This is a genomic window from Mesorhizobium sp. M0227 (genome assembly GCF_040321855.1).
Classification (GTDB): Bacteria; Pseudomonadota; Alphaproteobacteria; order Rhizobiales; family Rhizobiaceae; genus Mesorhizobium.
In genome coordinates, this window is sequence record NZ_JAMYSJ010000032.1 from 1 (window position 1) to 18,958 (window position 18,958).

The window sequence follows — 18,958 nt, forward strand, 5'->3', positions numbered from 1 at the left end:
ACCCCCGCCCAAACACCCCAACATCTCTTCCCCCCACAAACCAAACCCACACCCGCCACACCCCCCCCAATAAACCCACAACCCCCCCCCCCTCCCGTCGGCCCCCCCCCCCCCCCCCGCTTTTTTGTTGTCGGGGATATCCGTTATCAGGCGATCAGCTGGCCAAAACGGTCGACTTCATCGGCTGTCGTCGCAAAGCTGGTGACGAAGCGGTAGAGCAACTCGTCCTCGCCGATGTGGCCGTCAAAGCCATGCGGCTTGTGCCAGTCGTAGAAGGCGGCCCCCGCGGCCTGCAGCCCCTCGGCCTCGGCTTTCTTGATCACCGCGAAAACCTCGTTCGCCTGCGGCAGCCATGCCAGCTTGGCCGTGGCCGAATCCTCGATCGCGGCGGCAAGGCGTGCGGCCATAGCGTTGGCGTGGCGGGCGGTGTCCAGCCACAGTCCATCCTTGAAATAGGCCTCGAACTGCGCCGCCACGAAGCGCGATTTCGAAAACAGCTGGGCGGCGCGCTTGCGCAGGAAGGCCAATTCCCTGGCACGATCAAGATCGAACAGCACGACCGCCTCGGCGCACCAGCAGCCGTTCTTGGTGCCGCCGAAGGAGAGGATGTCGACGCCGCGTCTCCAGGTCATTTCGGCCGGTGTCGTCTCGAGTGCGACCAACGCATTGGCAAAGCGGGCGCCATCCATGTGCAGGGGCACCGAATATTGTTTGGCGATCGCGGAGATCGTCTCGATCTCATCCAGGCCGTAGATGGTGCCGACCTCGGTCGACTGGGTGATCGAAACGGCCATCGGTCGTCCCCAATGGACGATTTCCGGTGCGAAACGGCCGATGGTCCTTTCCAGATTGTGCGGATCGATCTTGCCCAGCGCGCCATCGATCTCATGCAGGCGAGAGCCGCCGGAAAAATACACCGGCGCGCCGCATTCGTCCTCGATGACATGCGATTCGCGATGAGCAAAGGAAATGCCGCCCGGCTTGTTGTAAGCGGTGAGCGCCAGCGAATTGGCGGCCGTGCCGGTGGCGACGAAGAACACCGCGACCTCTCGTTCGAAAATCTCGCTGAAGCGCTGGTAGACTGCCCGGTCGAGCGCACCGTCGCCATAGGCGGTGGAAAAGCCGCCGGCATTGCCCGACAGGCCGGCGGCAATATTGGGATGGGCGCCTGCCCAATTGTCGGAAGCGAAGAACATGCATCTGCCTATGTCTTGGGAGGTCGGGGGTTGGGGAGATCGGGGTTTTGGGGAAATCAGCCTGAAGTTGACCGGTTTCGCGAGCGGACCGCAAGGGGCCAGGCGCCGGAAAAATGGTAAAGCCAGCCAACCGACAAAGCCCGGGTCGAAGACTGAAGCTTACGTTTTTCCTCAACTTCACGACATTTTCTGTCGCGGAAAGCCCAAGTTTTTTGTGAATCGGTCTTGTGTGCGTCCCAGATTTCTGCAATAAAAATTTAGGACAGTAGTGCTGTCTTATTTTGTCGCACAAAACGAGCTGGATTGGCGTATCATTTGGGCCTCTCCGGCTGTTGCCGCGAGCGACAGGTGGACAGCCAGACTCTGGCCTGTACGATTACCAGATGCGATCCATGCGGAAAGCCGCCTGGTTCGGCAAGGATTTCGCAAGACGTGCCACAAGGATCAGGGTGAGCCAAGCGCTTGCCGAGGCAAACCAGCGCCTGAATGGCTGGGAATGGAGGACAGGAGATGACGGACATGACGCACTCTGCGACGAACGGTCAGGCCGCGCAGACGAAAGCGGCAACCGTCAAAACCATGTCCCGGACCGATATTGGCCGAACCGCCAACGGCCTTTCCGCCCAGGGCCTTTACGATCCTCGCAACGAGCATGACGCCTGCGGCGTCGGCTTCATCGTCAATATGAAGGGGGTGAAGTCGCACCAGATCGTCAAGGACGGGCTGGCTGTGCTCGAAAACCTGACGCATCGCGGCGCCGTTGGCGCCGATCCGCTGGTCGGCGATGGCGCCGGCGTGCTGGTGCAGCTTCCCGACCAATTCTTCCGTGAGGAGATGGCGGCCCAGGGCATCGACCTGCCGCCGGCCGGCCAGTACGGCGTTGGACACTGGTTCATGCCGCAAGACGTGGCCCTTCGCGCCCATATCGAGGACATCATTGCCGAATCGGCGCAATCCGAGGGGCTTCCGCTCATCGGTTTCCGTGACGTGCCCGTCGACAATTCGTCGCTGTCGAAGGCGCCTGACATCGTGGCATCCGAGCCGTTCCATCGGCAGATATTCATCGGCCGCACGCCAGACATTACCGATGACGAGGAATACGAGGCCAGGCTCTATCTGTTGCGCAAGGTGATATCGGGCCGCATCTACGCCGAGAACGACAACAAGGACATCGGCGCCTATTGCGTGTCGCTGTCGGCGCGCACCATCGTCTACAAGGGCATGTTCCTGGCCTACCAGGTCGGCGCCTATTACAAGGACCTGATCGATCCGCGCTTCGAGACCGCGCTGATCCTCGTCCACCAGCGCTTCTCGACCAACACCTTCCCGTCTTGGAAGCTGGCGCATCCCTACCGCATGGTCGCCCACAATGGCGAGATCAACACCGTGCGCGGCAACAACAACTGGATGGCCGCGCGCCAGGCGTCGGTCGATTCCGAACTGTTCGGCAACAACATCTCGAAGCTGTGGCCGATTTCCTATGACGGCCAGTCCGACACCGCCTGCTTCGACAATGCGCTCGAGTTCCTGTTCCAGGGCGGGTACAGGCTCAGCCATGCCATGATGATGCTGATCCCGGAAGCCTGGGCCGGCAACAAGCTCATGGATGCCGATCGCAAGGCCTTCTACGAATACCATGCGGCACTGATGGAGCCGTGGGACGGGCCGGCGGCGGTGGTTTTCACCGATGGACGCCAGATCGGCGCCACGCTCGACCGCAATGGCCTGCGCCCGGCACGCTACATCGTCACCGACGACGACCGCGTCATCATGGCCTCGGAAGCCGGCGTGCTGCCGGTGCCCGAGGAGAAGATCGTCAAGAAGTGGCGGCTGCAGCCAGGCCGGATGCTGCTGATCGACCTGGAGAAGGGGCGTATCGTCTCCGACGAGGAGCTCAAGTCGGAGATCGCGACCAAGCATCCCTACAAGACCTGGCTCGCCAACACACAGCTCATCCTCGAAGATTTGAAGCCGGTCGAGCCGCGCGCGCTGCGCAAGGATGTCAGCCTGCTCGATCGCCAGCAGGCGTTCGGCTACAGCCAGGAAGACACCAAGCTTTTGATGTCGCCGATGGCGACAACAGGCCAGGAGGCGGTGGGCTCGATGGGCACCGACACGCCGATCTCGGCGATGTCGGACAAGTCGAAGCTGCTCTACACCTATTTCAAGCAGAATTTCGCCCAGGTCACCAATCCGCCGATCGACCCGATCCGCGAGGAGCTGGTGATGAGCCTGGTGTCCTTCATCGGGCCACGGCCCAACATCTTCGACCTGGTCGGCAATTCGCGCCGCAAGCGGCTCGAGGTGCGCCAGCCGATCCTGACCAATGGCGATCTCGAAAAAATCCGTTCCATCGGCCACACCGAGGACCGCTTCGACACCAAGACGATCGACATCACCTATGGCTCGGCCGAAGGGGCCGCGGGCATGCAGGGCGCCATCGACCGGTTGTGCGAGCGGGCGGAGGCGGCGGTCGCCGGCGGCTACAACATCATCATCCTGTCCGACCGCCAGGTCGGGCCGGACCGCATCGCCATACCGGCGCTGCTGGCTACGGCTGCGGTCCATCATCACCTCATCCGCAAGGGGCTGCGCACCTCGGTCGGGCTCGTCGTCGAATCCGGCGAGCCGCGCGAAGTGCATCATTTCTGCTGCCTTGCCGGCTATGGCGCCGAGGCGATCAACCCTTACCTTGCCTTCGACACGCTGCTCGACATGCACAAGCGCGGGGAACTGCCGAAGGAGGTGGACGCCTACGAAGTCGTCACGCGCTACATCAAGTCGATCGGCAAGGGCATCCTCAAGGTGATGTCCAAGATGGGCATCTCGACCTACCAGTCCTATTGCGGCGCGCAGATTTTCGACGCCATCGGCCTGAAGACCGATTTCGTGCAGCAATATTTCACCGGCACCGCGACGCTGATCGAAGGCGTCGGGCTGGACGAGATCGCGGCCGAGACGCTAAGCCGCCACAATGACGGTTTCGGCAACGACCCCGTGCTGCGCAACAGCCTCGAGGTCGGCGGCGAGTACATGTACCGCATGCGCGGCGAGGCCCATATCTGGTCGCCCGACGCTGTCGCCACCTTGCAGCACGCCGTGCGCCAGGGATCGTGGGAAACGTTCAAGGACTATTCCGCCCAGATCGACAGCGAGACGGCCCGCGCCCAGACCATTCGCGGCCTGTTCAAGATCAAGCTGGCCGGAGAAACCGGCCGCAAGAAGGCGGCGCTCGACGACGTCATGTCAGCGGCCGACATCGTCAAGCGGTTCTCGACCGGGGCGATGTCGTTCGGTTCGATCTCGCGCGAAGCGCACACGACGCTGGCGCGCGCGATGAACCAGATCGGCGGCAAGTCGAACACCGGCGAGGGCGGCGAAGAGGCCGACCGCTATCTGCCGCTGCCCGGCGGCGGCAAGAACCCGGAACGCTCGGCGATCAAGCAGATCGCCTCGGGGCGTTTCGGCGTCACGGCCGAATACCTCGTCAATTCCGACATGATGCAGATCAAGGTGGCGCAGGGCGCCAAGCCCGGCGAGGGCGGCCAGTTGCCCGGCCACAAGGTCGACGCGACCATCGCCAAGGTCCGGCATTCGACGCCGGGCGTCGGCCTGATCTCGCCGCCGCCGCATCACGACATCTATTCGATCGAGGATCTGGCACAGCTGATCTACGATCTGAAGAACGTCAATCCGGCCGCCGACGTGTCGGTCAAGCTGGTGTCGGAGGTCGGCGTCGGCACGGTTGCGGCGGGCGTCGCCAAGGCACGCGCCGACCACATCACCATTTCGGGCTATGATGGCGGCACTGGCGCCTCGCCGCTGACGTCGCTCAAGCATGCCGGCAGCCCTTGGGAAATGGGCCTTGCCGAGACGCACCAGACGCTGGTGCTGAACGGCTTGCGGTCGCGCGTCGCGCTGCAGGTCGACGGCGGCTTGCGCACCGGGCGCGACGTGATCATCGGCGCGCTGCTCGGCGCCGATGAATTCGGCTTCTCGACCGCGCCGTTGATCGCGGCCGGCTGCATCATGATGCGCAAGTGCCATCTCAACACCTGCCCGGTCGGCGTCGCGACTCAGGATCCGGTGCTGCGCAAGCGCTTCAAGGGCACGCCCGAGCATGTCATCAACTTCTTCTTCTACGTGGCGGAAGAGGTGAGGGAGCTGCTCGCCGAGATGGGCTACACCCATCTCGACCAGATCATCGGCGACACCGATCTTCTGGAAAAGCGCGACCTTATCGTGCACTGGAAGGCGCGAGGGCTCGATTTCTCGAAGATGTTCTTCAAGCCGGATGCGCCGCATGAGGCCGTGCACTGGACCGAGCGGCAGAAGCACCCGATCGACGACGTGCTCGACCGCAAGCTGATCGAACTGGCGAAGCCCGCGATCGAGAGCAAGCTGCCGGTCAAGATCGAGGTCGATATCCGCAATGTCGACCGCTCGACGGGCGCCATGCTGTCGGGTGAAGTGGCCAAGCGCTTCAAGCACAAAGGCCTGCGCGAGGATACGATCCAGGTGAAGCTGACCGGCACCGCCGGCCAGTCCTTCGGCGCCTTCCTGGCGCGCGGCATCTCGTTCGAGCTTGTCGGCGCCGGCAACGACTATGTCGGCAAGGGCCTGTCGGGCGGACGCATCATCATCCGGCCGCCCGAAGAGGCCAAGATCGTCGCGGCCGAATCCATCATCGTCGGCAATACGGTGCTCTATGGCGCGACCGAGGGCGAGGCCTACTTCGCCGGCGTCGCCGGCGAGCGTTTCGCCGTGCGCAATTCGGGCGTCGCCGCCGTCGTCGAAGGCGTCGGCGACCATGGCTGCGAGTACATGACCGGCGGCATCGTCGTCGTCATCGGCCAGACCGGCCGCAACTTCGCCGCCGGCATGTCTGGCGGCGTCGCCTATGTGCTCGACGAGGCGGGTGATTTCGCCGAGCGCTGCAACATGGCGATGGTCGAGCTGGAGCCGGTTCCCGAAGAAGACGATCTGATGGAAAGGCTGCTGCACCATGGCGGCGACCTCGATCACAAGGGCCGCGTCGACGTCTCCGGCGACATGACCAGCCATGACGAGGAGCGGCTTTACCAGCTGATTTCCAACCATGTGCATTACACCGGGTCGGTACGTGGCCGCGAGATCCTTGACGACTGGACGACATTCCGGCCGAAATTCCGCAAGATCATGCCGGTCGAATACCGCCGCGCGCTGATCGAGATGGAACGCATGCGCATGGGCGTGGCGGCGGAATAGATTTGGAATTGCCGGGAGGCCCAGGTTTCCCGGCCCATCTTCATCGATAGTTTGACCTCGTGCGAAAGGTTGCCATGGCTGCCTCAAGGGGTTAACGGGTGCGGCGAAAACCGTACCATCTGGACAGCAGGAACTGGACTATGGGCAAGGTAACAGGCTTTCTCGAAATCGACCGGCAGGTGCACAAGTACCAGCCGGCCTCCGATCGCATCCGGCATTTCCGCGAATTCACGCTGCCGATGTCGGACAAGGAGGTCGAGAAACAGGCCGCGCGCTGCATGGATTGTGGCATTCCGTTCTGCCACGGGCCGACCGGCTGCCCCATCCACAACCAGATCCCAGACTGGAACGACCTCGTCTACAATGGCGACTGGGACAACGCGATCCGCAACCTGCATTCGACCAACAATTTCCCGGAGTTCACCGGCCGCATCTGCCCCGCGCCCTGCGAGGAAGCCTGCACGCTGAACCTCGAGGACATTCCCGTCGCCATCAAGACGGTCGAGCAGGCGATCGCCGACAAGGCCTATGAAACCGGCCATATCAGGCCCTATCCGCCGGAAAAGAAAACCGGCAAGCGCGTCGCCGTCATCGGCTCCGGCCCTGCCGGCATGGCGGCGGCCCAGCAGCTTGGCCGCGCCGGCCACGATGTTCATGTATACGAGCGCGAAAGCCGGCCCGGCGGGCTGATGCGCTACGGCATTCCCGACTTCAAGATCGAGAAGCACTACATCGACCGGCGCATCGAGCAGATGCAGGGTGAGGGCGTGACATTCCATTGCGGCGTCAATGTCGGCGTCGACAAGTCGGTTGCCGAGCTGCTCGCCGAACATGATGCCGTGCTCTATTGCGGCGGCTCGGAAACGCCGCGCGCGGCCGGCATTCCCGGCGACGATCTCGGCGGCGTGCATGACGCGATGCCCTATCTGGTGCAGCAGAACAGGCGAGTCGGCGGCGAACCGATTCAGTCGGTGGCGTGGCCGTCGCATCCGATCATCGCCGGCGGCCAGCATGTGGTCGTCGTCGGCGGCGGCGATACAGCGTCCGACTGTGTCGGCACGGCCTTCCGCCAGGGCGCCGTGCGTGTCACCCAGCTCGACATCCGCCCGCAGCCGCCGGAGAAGGAAGACAAACTTTCGGTCTGGCCCTACTGGGCAACCAAGATGCGCACCTCGTCCTCGCAGGCCGAAGGCGCGGAGCGCGAATTCCAGGTGGCGACGCTCGAATTCATCGGCGAGGAAGGCCAACTGACCGGCGTCAAGTGCTGCGAGGTCGATGACAAGCGCAAGCCGATCGCCGGTACCGAATTCGTCATTCGTGCCGATCTCGCTTTCATCGCCATCGGCTTTGCCGGGCCGGCCGCGGCCGGTGTGGCGAGGGAATTGGACGGGCAGATGAAGATCGCCACCGACAGCCGCCGTTCCAGGAATGTCGAGGCCAATGACCGCGACTACAGGACCAGCGTGGACAGGCTCTATGCGGCGGGCGACGTGCGTCGTGGCCAGTCGCTGGTCGTCTGGGCGATCCGCGAGGGCCGCCAGGCGGCACGCTCGATCGACGAGGCGTTGGTGGGGTCGAGCGTCCTCCCGCGCTGAGCCCGTTTGGAAACTCTACTCCTGCGGCCATCTGAAGGCGTTTTCTGCGCTTCCGGTGCTCGCGTACTCAAATGTACGCTCCGCTCCGGTTCTCGAAAACACCATCATATGACTCGCAGGAGCGAGTTTCGAAACGGCCTCGGAGCCGGTGCGAAGCGATACTAACGATTGATCGCGGTCGTGGTGTCGGTTGCGGCTGCAGCCTTCGGCGGCCAGGAGAAATCGTCGGCGCGGCCGGGCGATGCAATCGGTGCCTTGCCCTCGACCACAAGCTTTTCACCGGGCAGGTCCGGACTTGCCTTCGCCGGCGGGGCCGCGCCAAGCAGCTCGGAGCCGCCATCGAGTGCCGGATCGCTGAGCAGCATCGGCGCGGTGCGGTCGATGACGATGGGTGCCGCGGCCGGCGCCGGCGCCTCGACAGGGGCGCCCGCCGGAGCGGACGGCGTAACCACGCTTCCCGGCGCGGTCAGGCCGAGAATCTTCAGCAGCGGTTTTTCGGTATAGAAGGCGAGTTTGCGCTTGCCCGCCCTCGAGACGTTGATGCCGTCATCGGCGCGCAGCCGCACCGGCTGGCCGTTGATGTCGGGGCCGCTGGTGACGAAAGCACCGTTCTCATCGACGAAGCCGTCCCAGACGTCGACGAATTCACCGCCATGGCTTTCAGCGGCCTGATGGTAGATGTCGTTGAAGGCCAGCATGTCGGAGGTCATCTTCGGCACCCGGAACGCCGGCATGCCGACCCATAGGAAAGGTACCTTTGCCTCCGCGATAGCTTTGCCGAACGCCTCGGTCCGGCGCTCATATTCCTTGGTCCAGGTTTCAGAGCGGGGCTGTTCGCGCACGTCTCCCACCTTCATCTGCTGGCGGTCGTTGGAACCCAGCATGACGATCACGGCGGCAGGTTTTTCGGTCTCGATCAGCGATTTGATCTGTTCGGGCCAGTTGTAGAAGTCGTCGCGTACGAAGCCGGACGAGCCATTGCTGCGAACGACGATCCTGACGCCGGTATTCTCGGCAAAGGCGGTGTCGAGGCCTTCGGCGAGGCCGGCCGCCATGAAGTCGCCGACTACCAGGACGGTGCGGGCGTCCGGTGCCTTGTCGACCACCGGGATTTCCGGTTCCGCGGGCGGGCGAGGGGCGCGGGGTTTTTTCGCCTTGGGCCTGGGCCTTGCTTTCTGGATGTCCTGCGGCGGCTCGATGCGCTCGCTGCGGCGCGGGAACAGAAGGTCGCGCAGCGACCAGCCGCGGTTTTGCTGCTCCTGCGCCATTGCGGGCGCATGAAAGGCGCCAGCCACACCGACGGTGAGCACGATCACGGCCAGGATGAGCACCGGCATGCGACGAACAAGCCCTGCGATGCGCGCAGCCGAAGCCAATCGTTTCCTCCATCCCTTGGCGCAGCCCTTTTTTGAAAAGTCGTACTTTTCAAACGGACTTTGCGCCAACCAGATTGCTACAGCGTCCTTTGCGCGGCCGAAAGGCCGCGCGGCACCGCAGGCGGCTCTATTTCTGCCGGAGCCACTTCAGCACTTCCATGCTCGGGTAACCGTCCTGGGTCAAGCCGGCCTTGGCCTGGAAAGCCAAGATGGCTGATTTCGAGCCGTCGCCTATCTTGCCGTCGAACTTGCCGTCATAAAGGCCATGTTGGGAAAGCCGCTGCTGCAGCTCCTGCCTTTCCTCGAAAGTGAGCTTGGTGAAAGGCCGCTTCCAGTCCTGCACGAGACCGCTGGAGCCGGCGATTTCGTCGGCAAGAAGGCCGACGGCAAGCGCATATTTGTCGGCATTGTTGTAGGCTTTGATGACCGTGAAATTCTTGATCATCAGGAAGGCCGGCCCGTTGCGGCCGTCCGGCACCTTCAGCGTCGCCTTGTCGGAGCCGTTCTTGAACGGCTTGCCGTTGGCCCTGACCACGCCGAGCGCCTGCCATTGCGACAGTGTTTTCGAGCCGCCGGGAAGCTTTCCAGCGGGCAAGGCAACCTCGTAGCCCCAGGTCTTGCCGGCCTGCCAGCCATTCTTCTTCAACAGATTGGCGGAGGTCGCCAGCGCATCGGGAATCGAATTCCAGATGTCGCGTTTGCCGTTGCCGTCCATGTCGACGGCATAGTGGAGATAGCTGGTCGGGATGAACTGGGTATGGCCCATGGCGCCGGCCCAGGATCCGCTCAGATGGCTTTCGTCGATGTCGCCGGTCTGCAGGATCTTCAGTGCGGCGATCAACTGGGTGCGAGCGAATTTCGCCCGCTTCGGATCGGCATAGGCCAAGGTCGCCAGCGAGCGCACGACATTGCGCATGATGTCGTCGCGCTTGAGGATCTCGCCATAGTTCGATTCCATCGACCAGATGGCCAGCAGGATGTAACGGTTGACGCCGAACCTGGCCTCGATCCGATCCAGCCACGGCTTCCATTTCCTGGCCATCTGCTGGCCGACGGCGACCGACTGGTCATGGACGCGGTTGTCGAAATAGTCCCAGGCAGGGGCCGTGAATTCAGGCTGCGTACGCGCCTTTTCCAGCACCACCGGATCGATATCCCTGATGTTCCTGAAGGCCTGGTCGTAGAGGGCGCCGGAAACGCCGCTCTGCACGGCGGTGGCGCGGAAGCCGGCGACCCACTGCCGGAAACCGGCATCGGCGAAAGCGGGGCCAGGCATCAGCAGAGCGAGCGATAGGCTGGCTGCCGCTATGACGCTGGTAAAACGTTTTGCGGCATTGCGAACGGACATCTTTTCCTCCTTCTCTGTCTCAGGAAAGACCATTCATCGCCGAACCAGGTTAGGAATTAGTTTACCATAGGCGCCACCGGGAACGAAAAGACGCTTCGAAGCTTTACCGGTGGACATTCCTCTCAGTTGCCCAGTAGTCCCCAATTCCGGCGCGAAAATGTCTTGGAACGGGGATTGCGGAGCTGGCCCTCAAACGGATAATTGAAAGCATGAAGAGAGTTCGCAAGGCAGTCTTCCCGGTCGCTGGTCTCGGCACACGGTTTCTCCCGGCCACCAAGGCTGTCCCCAAGGAAATGCTGACCGTCGTCGACCGGCCGGTGATCCAGTATGTGGTGGATGAGGCGCGCGAGGCCGGCATCGAGCATTTCATCTTCGTCACCGGCCGCAACAAGGCCGTCATCGAGGACCATTTCGACATCCAGTTCGAACTCTATGACACGCTGGCCCAGCGCGGCAAAGACGACCAGCTCGCCCGCCTGCAACGGCTGCAGCCGGCGCCGGGGCAGACCAGTTTCACACGCCAGCAGGTGCCGATGGGACTTGGTCACGCCGTCTGGTGCGCCCGCGAGCTCGTCGGCGACGAGCCCTTCGCGCTTTTGCTGCCCGACATGATCATGCAGTCGGAGAAGAGCTGCACGAAGGCAATGGTCGAGCTCTACGAGGAGACCGGCAACAACATCATCGCGGTGCAGGAATGCGCTCCCGCCGAAGCCCACAAATACGGCATCGTCGGCCGCGGCGAGGACACGCATCACGGTTTCCGCATCACCGAGATGGTGGAAAAGCCGAAGGCCGGCACCGCGCCGTCCAACCTTTACATCAACGGCCGCTACATCTTGCAGCCGGAGATATTCAAGATCCTCGAAGGCCAGGAAAAAGGCGCCGGCAACGAGATCCAGCTCACCGACGCCATGCTGAAGCTGGAAAAGCAGCAGCCTTTCTACGGCTACCACTATCGGGGCCGCACGTTCGACTGCGGATCGCCGGAAGGCTTCGTCGAGGCCAACGTCGCCTTCGCGCTGTGGCGCAGCGACATGAACGAGAACATGGCTGGCGTCATCCGCACGCTTCTGGACGAGTTGAAGCCGTCTGAGCGCCGCGGCGCTGCGTTTTAAGGTATTATAGCGAGCGGCCGGATGTCGTTGGTGCGGCCGTTCAGCGCTGCACCTTCACGCCGAGGAAGATGCTGTTGGCGGTGTAGTCCCGGCCCGGCAGATTGCTGGTCAGCTTCTCGGTCCTCACTCTTGTGGTCAGGCCGGCGTAGCGGTTCAACCACCAGGTCAGTCCGGCCTCGGCGCTCAACACCCTGTCATGGCCGTCGATGCCGATGTAATCACGCCAGTCGAGGCCCAGAGCCGCATTGGCGGTGAGGTTGGCGCGAATCTGGCGCTCGCCGGTCAGGCGACCGGAATAGAGGATGTTGCCGCTTTCGCCCGATGTGGTCGTGGGCTCGACGGTGGTCCGCCCGGTCAGGCCGATCGTTGTGCCGCGCTCGGGTGACCATTTGAGGTCGGCGTTGACGGTGGCACCAGAGATCGCATCAAGGTTTTTGTCGTCGATCGCTTCCCTGAGCCAGCCGGCCGAGAATTCACCCGACAGCTTCTCACCCATATCGAGTGCAAGGCCAGCGCGGGCGCCGAGCCGCGTCGACGAGCGCTCGAAGCCTTCATTGTCGATGCGTTGATCATAAGTCCGGCGGCCGACCTCGATTTCGGTGAAAGGGGTCAGGGCAGGGGAGATCTCGTAGCCGGTGCGCAACGTCGCCGTGTAGAGCGTGGAGTCCTGATCCTTCTGCGACAGCGAGGTGCCGTCCGAGAGCTTGGCGTCGCCGTAGAAGTCATGCGAGACCGCGCCGGTCAACGTGTACTGCATCTTGCCGAGATGCTTTTCGACGGCGAGGCTGCCATCGATGGTCTGTCGCAACGGCTGCTTGCTGACGCCCGCGATGGCGTCCGGCGATGATGCTGATTCCGGCACGGCCTCGTAGCCGAGCTTGGCGATGGCGCGCAACTCATTGTCGAGGTCGACATTGAGCTGGCCTTCGATGCGGCCTTGCTCGTCGTGAACCGGGTAACCCGAGACGGTCTCGCGAAAACGGCCATAGCCGTCGATCGTGGCTGAGTTCTCGCGCCAGTCGGAGGCGGCTGAAAAGCGCAGCGCCGTCTCGGACAGCAGCGCCGACTTGCCGGCACTGCTCGAATCGCCGTTCGATGTGGCGGTCAGGCCCTGTTCGATCGTCGGCCGGATGACGAAGGAACCCCATTTGACGCCGGTGGCGGCGAATGGATCATCCTCCGGCTTCTTTTTCTGGCCTTCGATGGCGTCCGTGCGCTCCGCGCCTGGGTCGAGCTTCTGCCTGTCGGCACTGTCGATGGTGAGAGCGCGGCGGTTGGCAGTGTCCGTATCGGTCTCTTCACCATCGGTGGCATCCGTCGTGGAGGCGGTCGTGGAAGCGGTGATGTCGGTGGTATCGGCCGTCGATTTCTTCTTTTTCGATTTGTCGGCAGCCTTGTCCTTGGCCTGGTCAGCCGCATTCTGCCTGGCGGTCGATGAGCGGCGGCGAGGCTTGGGCGGCGCGGCAGTGTCGGCGGACGTGTCGTCAGTGGCTGCCGGCGGGTCGAAGAGGCTGCCGGTCGCGGTGGCGTCGCCAGTGTCGGCGTCGTCAGGCACGGCACCGGCGCTGGCCGGCAGGTAGGTGCGGGCCGGCGCATTGTCCTGCGCGGCATTGGCCGGCTGTTGACCCTGCGCTGCCAGGGCCAGCTGTCTCGCCTTGCGCTGCTGGTCGGACAGGATCGCCGATTCCGAAACTTCGCCGCGCAGTTCGGTTTCCTGGGCATGGAGCGCAGTCGGGCGCAGCAAGGCAAACATGCTGGTTGCCAGCAGCAAGGCGCAGACCGCCTTGCCCTTTCGTCCTGTCGAATTTTCTGGCTGGGCCCCGAACATCGCCACCACTGCTTGCGCGGCGCACGCGCGCCATACTTACCGAACCGTAAATGGGGATGGTTAACGGAGAGTTGAGGCGGCGGCCCGTCAGCCGCCTGAAGCGCTGATTTCCAAAGGCATTCATACCGCGTGCGTCAAGCTTTTGGTTTTCGCGCCTGCCGTCGTCAAAAACCACCGCGCACGTTCGGGCAACATGCCTTGGGCCATTTCTGTTGGACAGCGCGCCGGCAAAGCGCTAATCGCATCAGCCATGCATGCGGGATCCCTGGATAAGAAGCCTTCGGACAGGCAAGCCTCGATCGCTTCGGCGCTGAGGACGGTGGCGACAGAACAAGCTGGGGTTGCAGCCCTTGCCGAGGCCTTGGAGAACGGATTGGCCGCGCCTTTCGCGCAGGCGGTCGAGATGATCTCGGGGATTGAAGGCCGGCTCATCGTCACCGGCGTCGGCAAAAGCGGCCATATCGGTTCGAAGATCGCGGCGACGCTGGCCTCGACCGGCACGCCGGCCTTTTTCGTCCATCCCGCGGAGGCCAATCACGGCGATCTCGGCATGATCGCCAGGGACGACGCCATCATCGCCATGTCGTGGTCGGGCGAGAGCAAGGAACTGATGGGCATCGTCGCCTATTCCAGGCGCTTTTCCATTCCGCTGATCGCCATCACCGCCGGAGAGACATCGGCGCTGGCAAGGGCGGCGGACGTGGTGCTGCTTTTGCCGCGCGCTCCAGAGGCCTGTCCGCACGGCCTGGCGCCGACGACATCGACGCTGCTGCAACTGGTGATGGGCGACGCGCTGGCGATCGCGCTGCTCGAGGCACGCGGCTTCACGCCGGACCATTTCCGCACCTTTCATCCGGGCGGACAGCTCGGCGCCAACCTGACACAGATTCGCGAGATCATGCATGTCGGCGACAGGCTGCCGGTGGTGGTCGCGGGCACCGGCATGCAGGACGCGATCCTGGAACTGTCGCGCAAGGGGTTTGGCTGCGTCGCGATCACCGACGCCGACGGTGCGCTGGTCGGCATCATCACCGATGGCGACATCCGCCGTCACATCGGCAGCAATCTGCTGGCGATGACGGTGGATCAGGTGATGACAAAAGGCCCGAAGACCGCGACGCCGGACACGCTGGTGGCAACGGCGCTGCAAACGATCAACAATTCAGCCATCACCAGCCTGATGGTGGTGGAGGGCCGGAAACCAGTCGGCCTCATCCACCTGCACGACCTGCTGCGCATCGGCGCCGCCTAAGGGTGTGCTGATATTCAGGTGATGCCGGCCTGACCTGAATCTGCGCGCTCGTTCAGACCGCCTCGACGGTCAGTTCCAGATCCGTATCGGCCGCACCCGTTACGCGCACTTGCGTGCCGGCCGGCAAATCCGGCCCGGAGACACGCCACAGCGTATCGCCCAGCTTGATGCGGCCGCGTCCATCCCGGATCGGTTCGGCAAGTGTCGCCATCCTGCCGACCATTTGCGCGCCACGCCGGTTGAGCAGCGGCTGGTCGGTCGGGTCATTGCGGCTGCCGACCAGCTTCTTGCCGACATAGGCCGAGACCAGCGACAGCGCCAGGAAGGCGAGGACCTGGACCTGCCAGGTCCAGAAGCCGGCGTCCCAGACCAGCAGCGACACAGCGCCGATGATCAGCGCGGCGATGCCGATCCACAGCATGAAGATACCCGGTGCGATGATTTCCATCACCAGCAGGACGAAACCGAGTACCATCCAGTTCCACGGGCCGAGTTCGGAAACGATGCGGTCGATCATTGGTTTCGACCTCAGTTGTCGGTTGGGCGAACGACCGGCGGGCGCGCGGCCTGCCTTTGCGAGCCGGTCGTGCCTTCGCTGCGGAAGACTTCCTTGGCGATCTCGCCAATACCGCCGAGCGAACCGATCAGCGACGATGCCTCGAAGGGCATCAGCACGATCTTGCTGTTGGTGGCCGTGCCGATCCTGCCAAGCGCTTCAGTGTATTTCAGCGCTACGAAATAGTTCAGCGCCTGCACATCTCCTTTGGAGATCGCTTCCGACACCACCTGGGTGGCGCGGGCTTCCGCCTCGGCCGAGCGCTCGCGCGCCTCGGCATCGCGGAAGGCGGCTTCCTTGCGGCCCTCGGCCTCGAGGATCTGCGACTGCTTGAGGCCTTCGGCGGCAAGGATCTGGGCACGCTTGTTGCGTTCCGCGGTCATCTGCCGGCCCATCGATTCGATAAGGTTGGCCGGCGGGTTGATGTCCTTGATTTCGACGCGGGTGATCTTGATGCCCCACGGGTGGGCTGCTTCATCGACGACGCGCAGCAGGCGCTCGTTGATGGCGTCGCGGTTCGACAGGAGTTCATCGAGGTCCATCGAACCCATGACGGTACGGATGTTGGTCATCGTCAAATTGAGGATGGCGTTCTGCAGGCCGGAAACCTGGTAGGCGGCCTGCGCCGCGTTGAGGATCTGGAAAAAGGCAATGCCGTCGACACCGACGATGGCGTTGTCCCGGGTGATGATTTCCTGGCTCGGGACGTCGAGCACCTGCTCCATCATGTTCATCTTGGCGCCGATGCGGTCGATGAACGGGTAAATGAAATTGAGACCCGGGCTCAGTGTCTTGGTGTAACGGCCAAAGCGCTCCACCGTATAGTTGTAGCCTTGCGGGATTGTCCTGATGCCTTTGATCAGCAGCACCAATACCAGAAGGGCAAGTGCACCAACCGCAATATCGAAACCACTGAAATCCATTTGGCTCTCCCTCAGACGAAGGCCACTCAAGCCATTCTCGCGCAGCCGACTTCACCAAAGACTTAAGTGTGTTTCAGATGCGTTACAATCAGGTGATGATGGATTGTTTATAGGTTTGCACTCAGCGGTTGAAGGCGAACAGCCTTGCATCCGTGTCATCCAGCCCGTTGATCGAAGCCGGGACAATTTCGGAAGCGATCTGCGAGAAGGTGATGCCGTTGCCGCCGTAGCCCAGCACCGCATGGATGCGCGGGTGGCGGGGAATGGCGCCGATATAAGGCAGGCCGGTGGTCGTGGTGCCGAACGAGCCGGTCCAGGCAAAATCGGGTCTGGTGTCGAGATGCGGAAATATCAGGCCGAGCTTCTCGGCGATGCGTGTGCTCTTGTCGGCGATCAGCTCGTCGCGCCGCGCTTCGTCGATAAAATCCTCGTCCTCGCCGCCGCATATGACCCGGCCGTCGACCGTCGTGCGCATATACAGATACGGCTCCGACGCTTCCCAGATGAATGCTGCGTCCGGCCAGAGCTTTCGCGGTTGCGGGCGTGTCGCAATCGCCCATGTCGAGATGATCCGGTGGGCCGCGGCCGGCACGATGTCGACAAGTTCGTAGCCGGTGGCCAGAACAACATGTCGTGCGGTTATGGTTGGGCCATCCCTGGTCGCGACGACAACAGCTTCGGCGCTGTCCTCGATCATTGTGGCTTCGACGGGGGCATAGAAGCGTGCCTTGCGCTCCAGGGATTTCAGCTGCAGCCCAGCCGTCAGCTTGCGCGGGTCGAGCGCGATGTTGCCGTGGCCGAGAATGGCGCCTTCGCGGTCGATGCCGAATTTCTCAGCTAGCTGTTGTCGGGTTAAGCAGATGGCGCCGATGCCGGCTAGCCGACGTGCCTCGGCCTCGTCGCGCAGTTCCGACGGACCAAGCATCGTGCCGGCCAGATAGAGTGATGGCATGCGGCTCAGGCCACAGTTGATGCCGAGTTCGGCAATCCGTCCGGCGAGATTGGAAACGGCGAGCCGCGAGCGTCGCCAGGCCTGCTGGGCCGAGGCTCTGCCAACCATCTTCGAGAGCGTGGAGAGAGGCTGGTCTATTTCGAATGCCACCAGTGCGGTGGTTGCGGCCGTCGAGCCCTTCAGCGGGCCGCGCCGGTCGATGCAGATCACCCGATGGCCATCGGCCGTCAGCGCCTCGGTCATCATGGCGCCGCTGATGCCCATGCCGACGATCAGCACATCCGTCTTGACGTCCCGGATCAGGCTGTCCGTCGGTACCGCAGGCGCCCGATAGGCGGACCACACGGGCCGGCCACTACTGAGGTCGAGTTTGCGGGACATCGAATTCTCCGGAGGGCGCGCCTTAACGCCTCGGAGCAGGCGTTGTTCCGGTTCAGACCCAGCCGGACAGTTCGCGCCGCACCATGGCCTCGATCACCGCCATCCCTTCCGCGCTATCGTTGAGGCAAGGGATATGGGCGAAATTCTTGCCGCCGGCATGGTGGAAGGTTTCGGCCGCCTCGCGGCCGATCTCGTCCAGCGTCTCGATGCAGTCGACGGAAAAGCCGGGATTGACGATGGCGATCGACTTGACGCCGTCCTGCGCGAGTTTTTCCACCGTCTTGTCAGTATAGGGCTGCAGCCATTCCTGCGCGCCGAAGCGCGACTGGAAGGTGATGATCAGTTTCTTGTCATCCCAGCCAAGCCGTTCGCGCAGCAGCCGCGTCGTCTTCTGGCAGTGGCAATGATAGGGGTCGCCCCTCTCGAAATACGGTTTTGGAATGCCGTGATAGGAGGTGATGACCACCTCCGGCTCGAAGTCCAGCGTCGCCAGATGCCGTTCGATCGAGCGCGCCAGCGCTTCGATATAGACCGGTTCGTCATAGTAGGGCGGCACGCTGCGGACGGCCGGCGCACGGCGCATTTTCATCAGCGCGCGAAACAGCTGGTCGTTGGCTGTTGCCGTGGTCGTCGCTGAATATTGCGGATAGAGCGGGAAGGAAAGAATGCGGTCGCAGCCCTGGTCGACCAGACGCTGGGCAATGCTGGCGGTTGAAGGGTTGCCGTAGCGCATCGCCCAGTCGACGACGACATCAGGCAGGTCGCTCAGCGCGTCGGCCAGCTTTTCGGCCTGGGCGCGGGTATAGGTGCGCAGCGGCGACTCGTTCTTTTCCCGGTTCCAGATCCGTGCGTAGTTGGCGCCCGACTTCTTGGGCCGCGTGGTGAGCACAAGGCCATAGAGGATCGGATACCAGATTGCCCTGTTGAGTTCGATGAGGCGCGGGTCGGACAGGAATTCACGCAGATACCGCCACATCGGCTTGAAATCGGTGCCGTCGGGCGTGCCGAGATTGACCAGCATGACGCCGATCTTGCCCGCCTTGACCGGCGGATGCCCAGCGGGCAACGGGCCGAGCGCCTTTGCGGCCTTGGGTTCGGCAGGGGTGGGAAGCGTCATAAGGGTTCTCCGGAAGACGCGAACCTAACCATCTTGCGCGCGCATTCAATGCAGCGTCTGGCCGCACCTTAA

The 18,958-nt window shown here is 63.1% G+C and carries 12 protein-coding genes; 4 read left to right on the forward strand and 8 right to left on the reverse strand.

What is annotated here, in order from left to right; translation table 11 throughout:
- Nucleotides 1-146 precede the first annotated feature (146 nt).
- Complete coding sequence (locus NKJ00_RS28035) at nucleotides 147-1,196, reverse strand: threonine aldolase family protein (RefSeq protein WP_352632037.1); 1,050 nt, start codon at nucleotides 1,194-1,196, stop codon at nucleotides 147-149.
- Between the two features lie 510 nt (nucleotides 1,197-1,706).
- Here NKJ00_RS28035 and gltB point away from each other — a divergent pair.
- Nucleotides 1,707-6,443: a glutamate synthase large subunit gene (gene gltB / locus NKJ00_RS28040; RefSeq protein WP_352632039.1), complete on the forward strand. Its 4,737-nt coding sequence runs from the start codon at nucleotides 1,707-1,709 to the stop codon at nucleotides 6,441-6,443.
- Nucleotides 6,444-6,583: 140 nt separating this feature from the next.
- Nucleotides 6,584-8,038, forward strand: a complete 1,455-nt coding sequence (locus tag NKJ00_RS28045) for a glutamate synthase subunit beta (protein WP_352632041.1) — start codon at nucleotides 6,584-6,586, stop codon at nucleotides 8,036-8,038.
- Nucleotides 8,039-8,199: 161 nt separating this feature from the next.
- Here NKJ00_RS28045 and NKJ00_RS28050 read toward each other — a convergent pair whose 3' ends face one another.
- The gene (locus tag NKJ00_RS28050; protein ID WP_352632043.1) at nucleotides 8,200-9,414 is read right to left on the reverse strand and encodes an SGNH/GDSL hydrolase family protein; all 1,215 of its coding nucleotides are present in this window, start codon (nucleotides 9,412-9,414) and stop codon (nucleotides 8,200-8,202) included.
- A 127-nt stretch (nucleotides 9,415-9,541) separates the two neighbouring features.
- Nucleotides 9,542-10,762: a lytic murein transglycosylase gene (locus NKJ00_RS28055; protein ID WP_352632045.1), complete on the reverse strand. Its 1,221-nt coding sequence runs from the start codon at nucleotides 10,760-10,762 to the stop codon at nucleotides 9,542-9,544.
- Nucleotides 10,763-10,971: 209 nt separating this feature from the next.
- On the opposite strand from NKJ00_RS28055, the gene galU reads away from it, so the two are divergent.
- The gene (gene galU, locus NKJ00_RS28060) at nucleotides 10,972-11,877 is read left to right on the forward strand and encodes a UTP--glucose-1-phosphate uridylyltransferase GalU (RefSeq protein WP_023810070.1); all 906 of its coding nucleotides are present in this window, start codon (nucleotides 10,972-10,974) and stop codon (nucleotides 11,875-11,877) included.
- 40 nt (nucleotides 11,878-11,917) lie between these two features.
- Here the strand turns inward: galU and NKJ00_RS28065 are convergent, their stop codons facing one another.
- Entirely contained in the window at nucleotides 11,918-13,705 is a 1,788-nt protein-coding gene (locus NKJ00_RS28065) for an outer membrane beta-barrel protein (protein ID WP_352632047.1), read from the reverse strand.
- A 250-nt stretch (nucleotides 13,706-13,955) separates the two neighbouring features.
- Between NKJ00_RS28065 and NKJ00_RS28070 the strand changes: the two genes are divergently transcribed.
- Nucleotides 13,956-14,957, forward strand: a complete 1,002-nt coding sequence (locus NKJ00_RS28070; RefSeq protein WP_352632049.1) for a KpsF/GutQ family sugar-phosphate isomerase — start codon at nucleotides 13,956-13,958, stop codon at nucleotides 14,955-14,957.
- Between the two features lie 52 nt (nucleotides 14,958-15,009).
- On the opposite strand, the gene NKJ00_RS28075 is transcribed toward NKJ00_RS28070, so the two are convergent.
- From NKJ00_RS28075 to hemH, 4 genes are all read right to left on the reverse strand, one after another.
- Nucleotides 15,010-15,474, reverse strand: a complete 465-nt coding sequence (locus NKJ00_RS28075; protein WP_352632051.1) for an NfeD family protein — start codon at nucleotides 15,472-15,474, stop codon at nucleotides 15,010-15,012.
- An 11-nt stretch (nucleotides 15,475-15,485) separates the two neighbouring features.
- Complete coding sequence (locus NKJ00_RS28080; RefSeq protein ID WP_127259978.1) at nucleotides 15,486-16,436, reverse strand: SPFH domain-containing protein; 951 nt, start codon at nucleotides 16,434-16,436, stop codon at nucleotides 15,486-15,488.
- Nucleotides 16,437-16,557: 121 nt separating this feature from the next.
- Complete coding sequence (locus NKJ00_RS28085) at nucleotides 16,558-17,769, reverse strand: NAD(P)/FAD-dependent oxidoreductase (RefSeq protein ID WP_352632053.1); 1,212 nt, start codon at nucleotides 17,767-17,769, stop codon at nucleotides 16,558-16,560.
- Nucleotides 17,770-17,821: 52 nt separating this feature from the next.
- A complete protein-coding gene (gene hemH / locus NKJ00_RS28090) occupies nucleotides 17,822-18,886 on the reverse strand; it encodes a ferrochelatase (RefSeq protein WP_352632054.1) in 1,065 nt (354 codons plus the stop codon).
- Nucleotides 18,887-18,958: the final 72 nt, after the last annotated feature.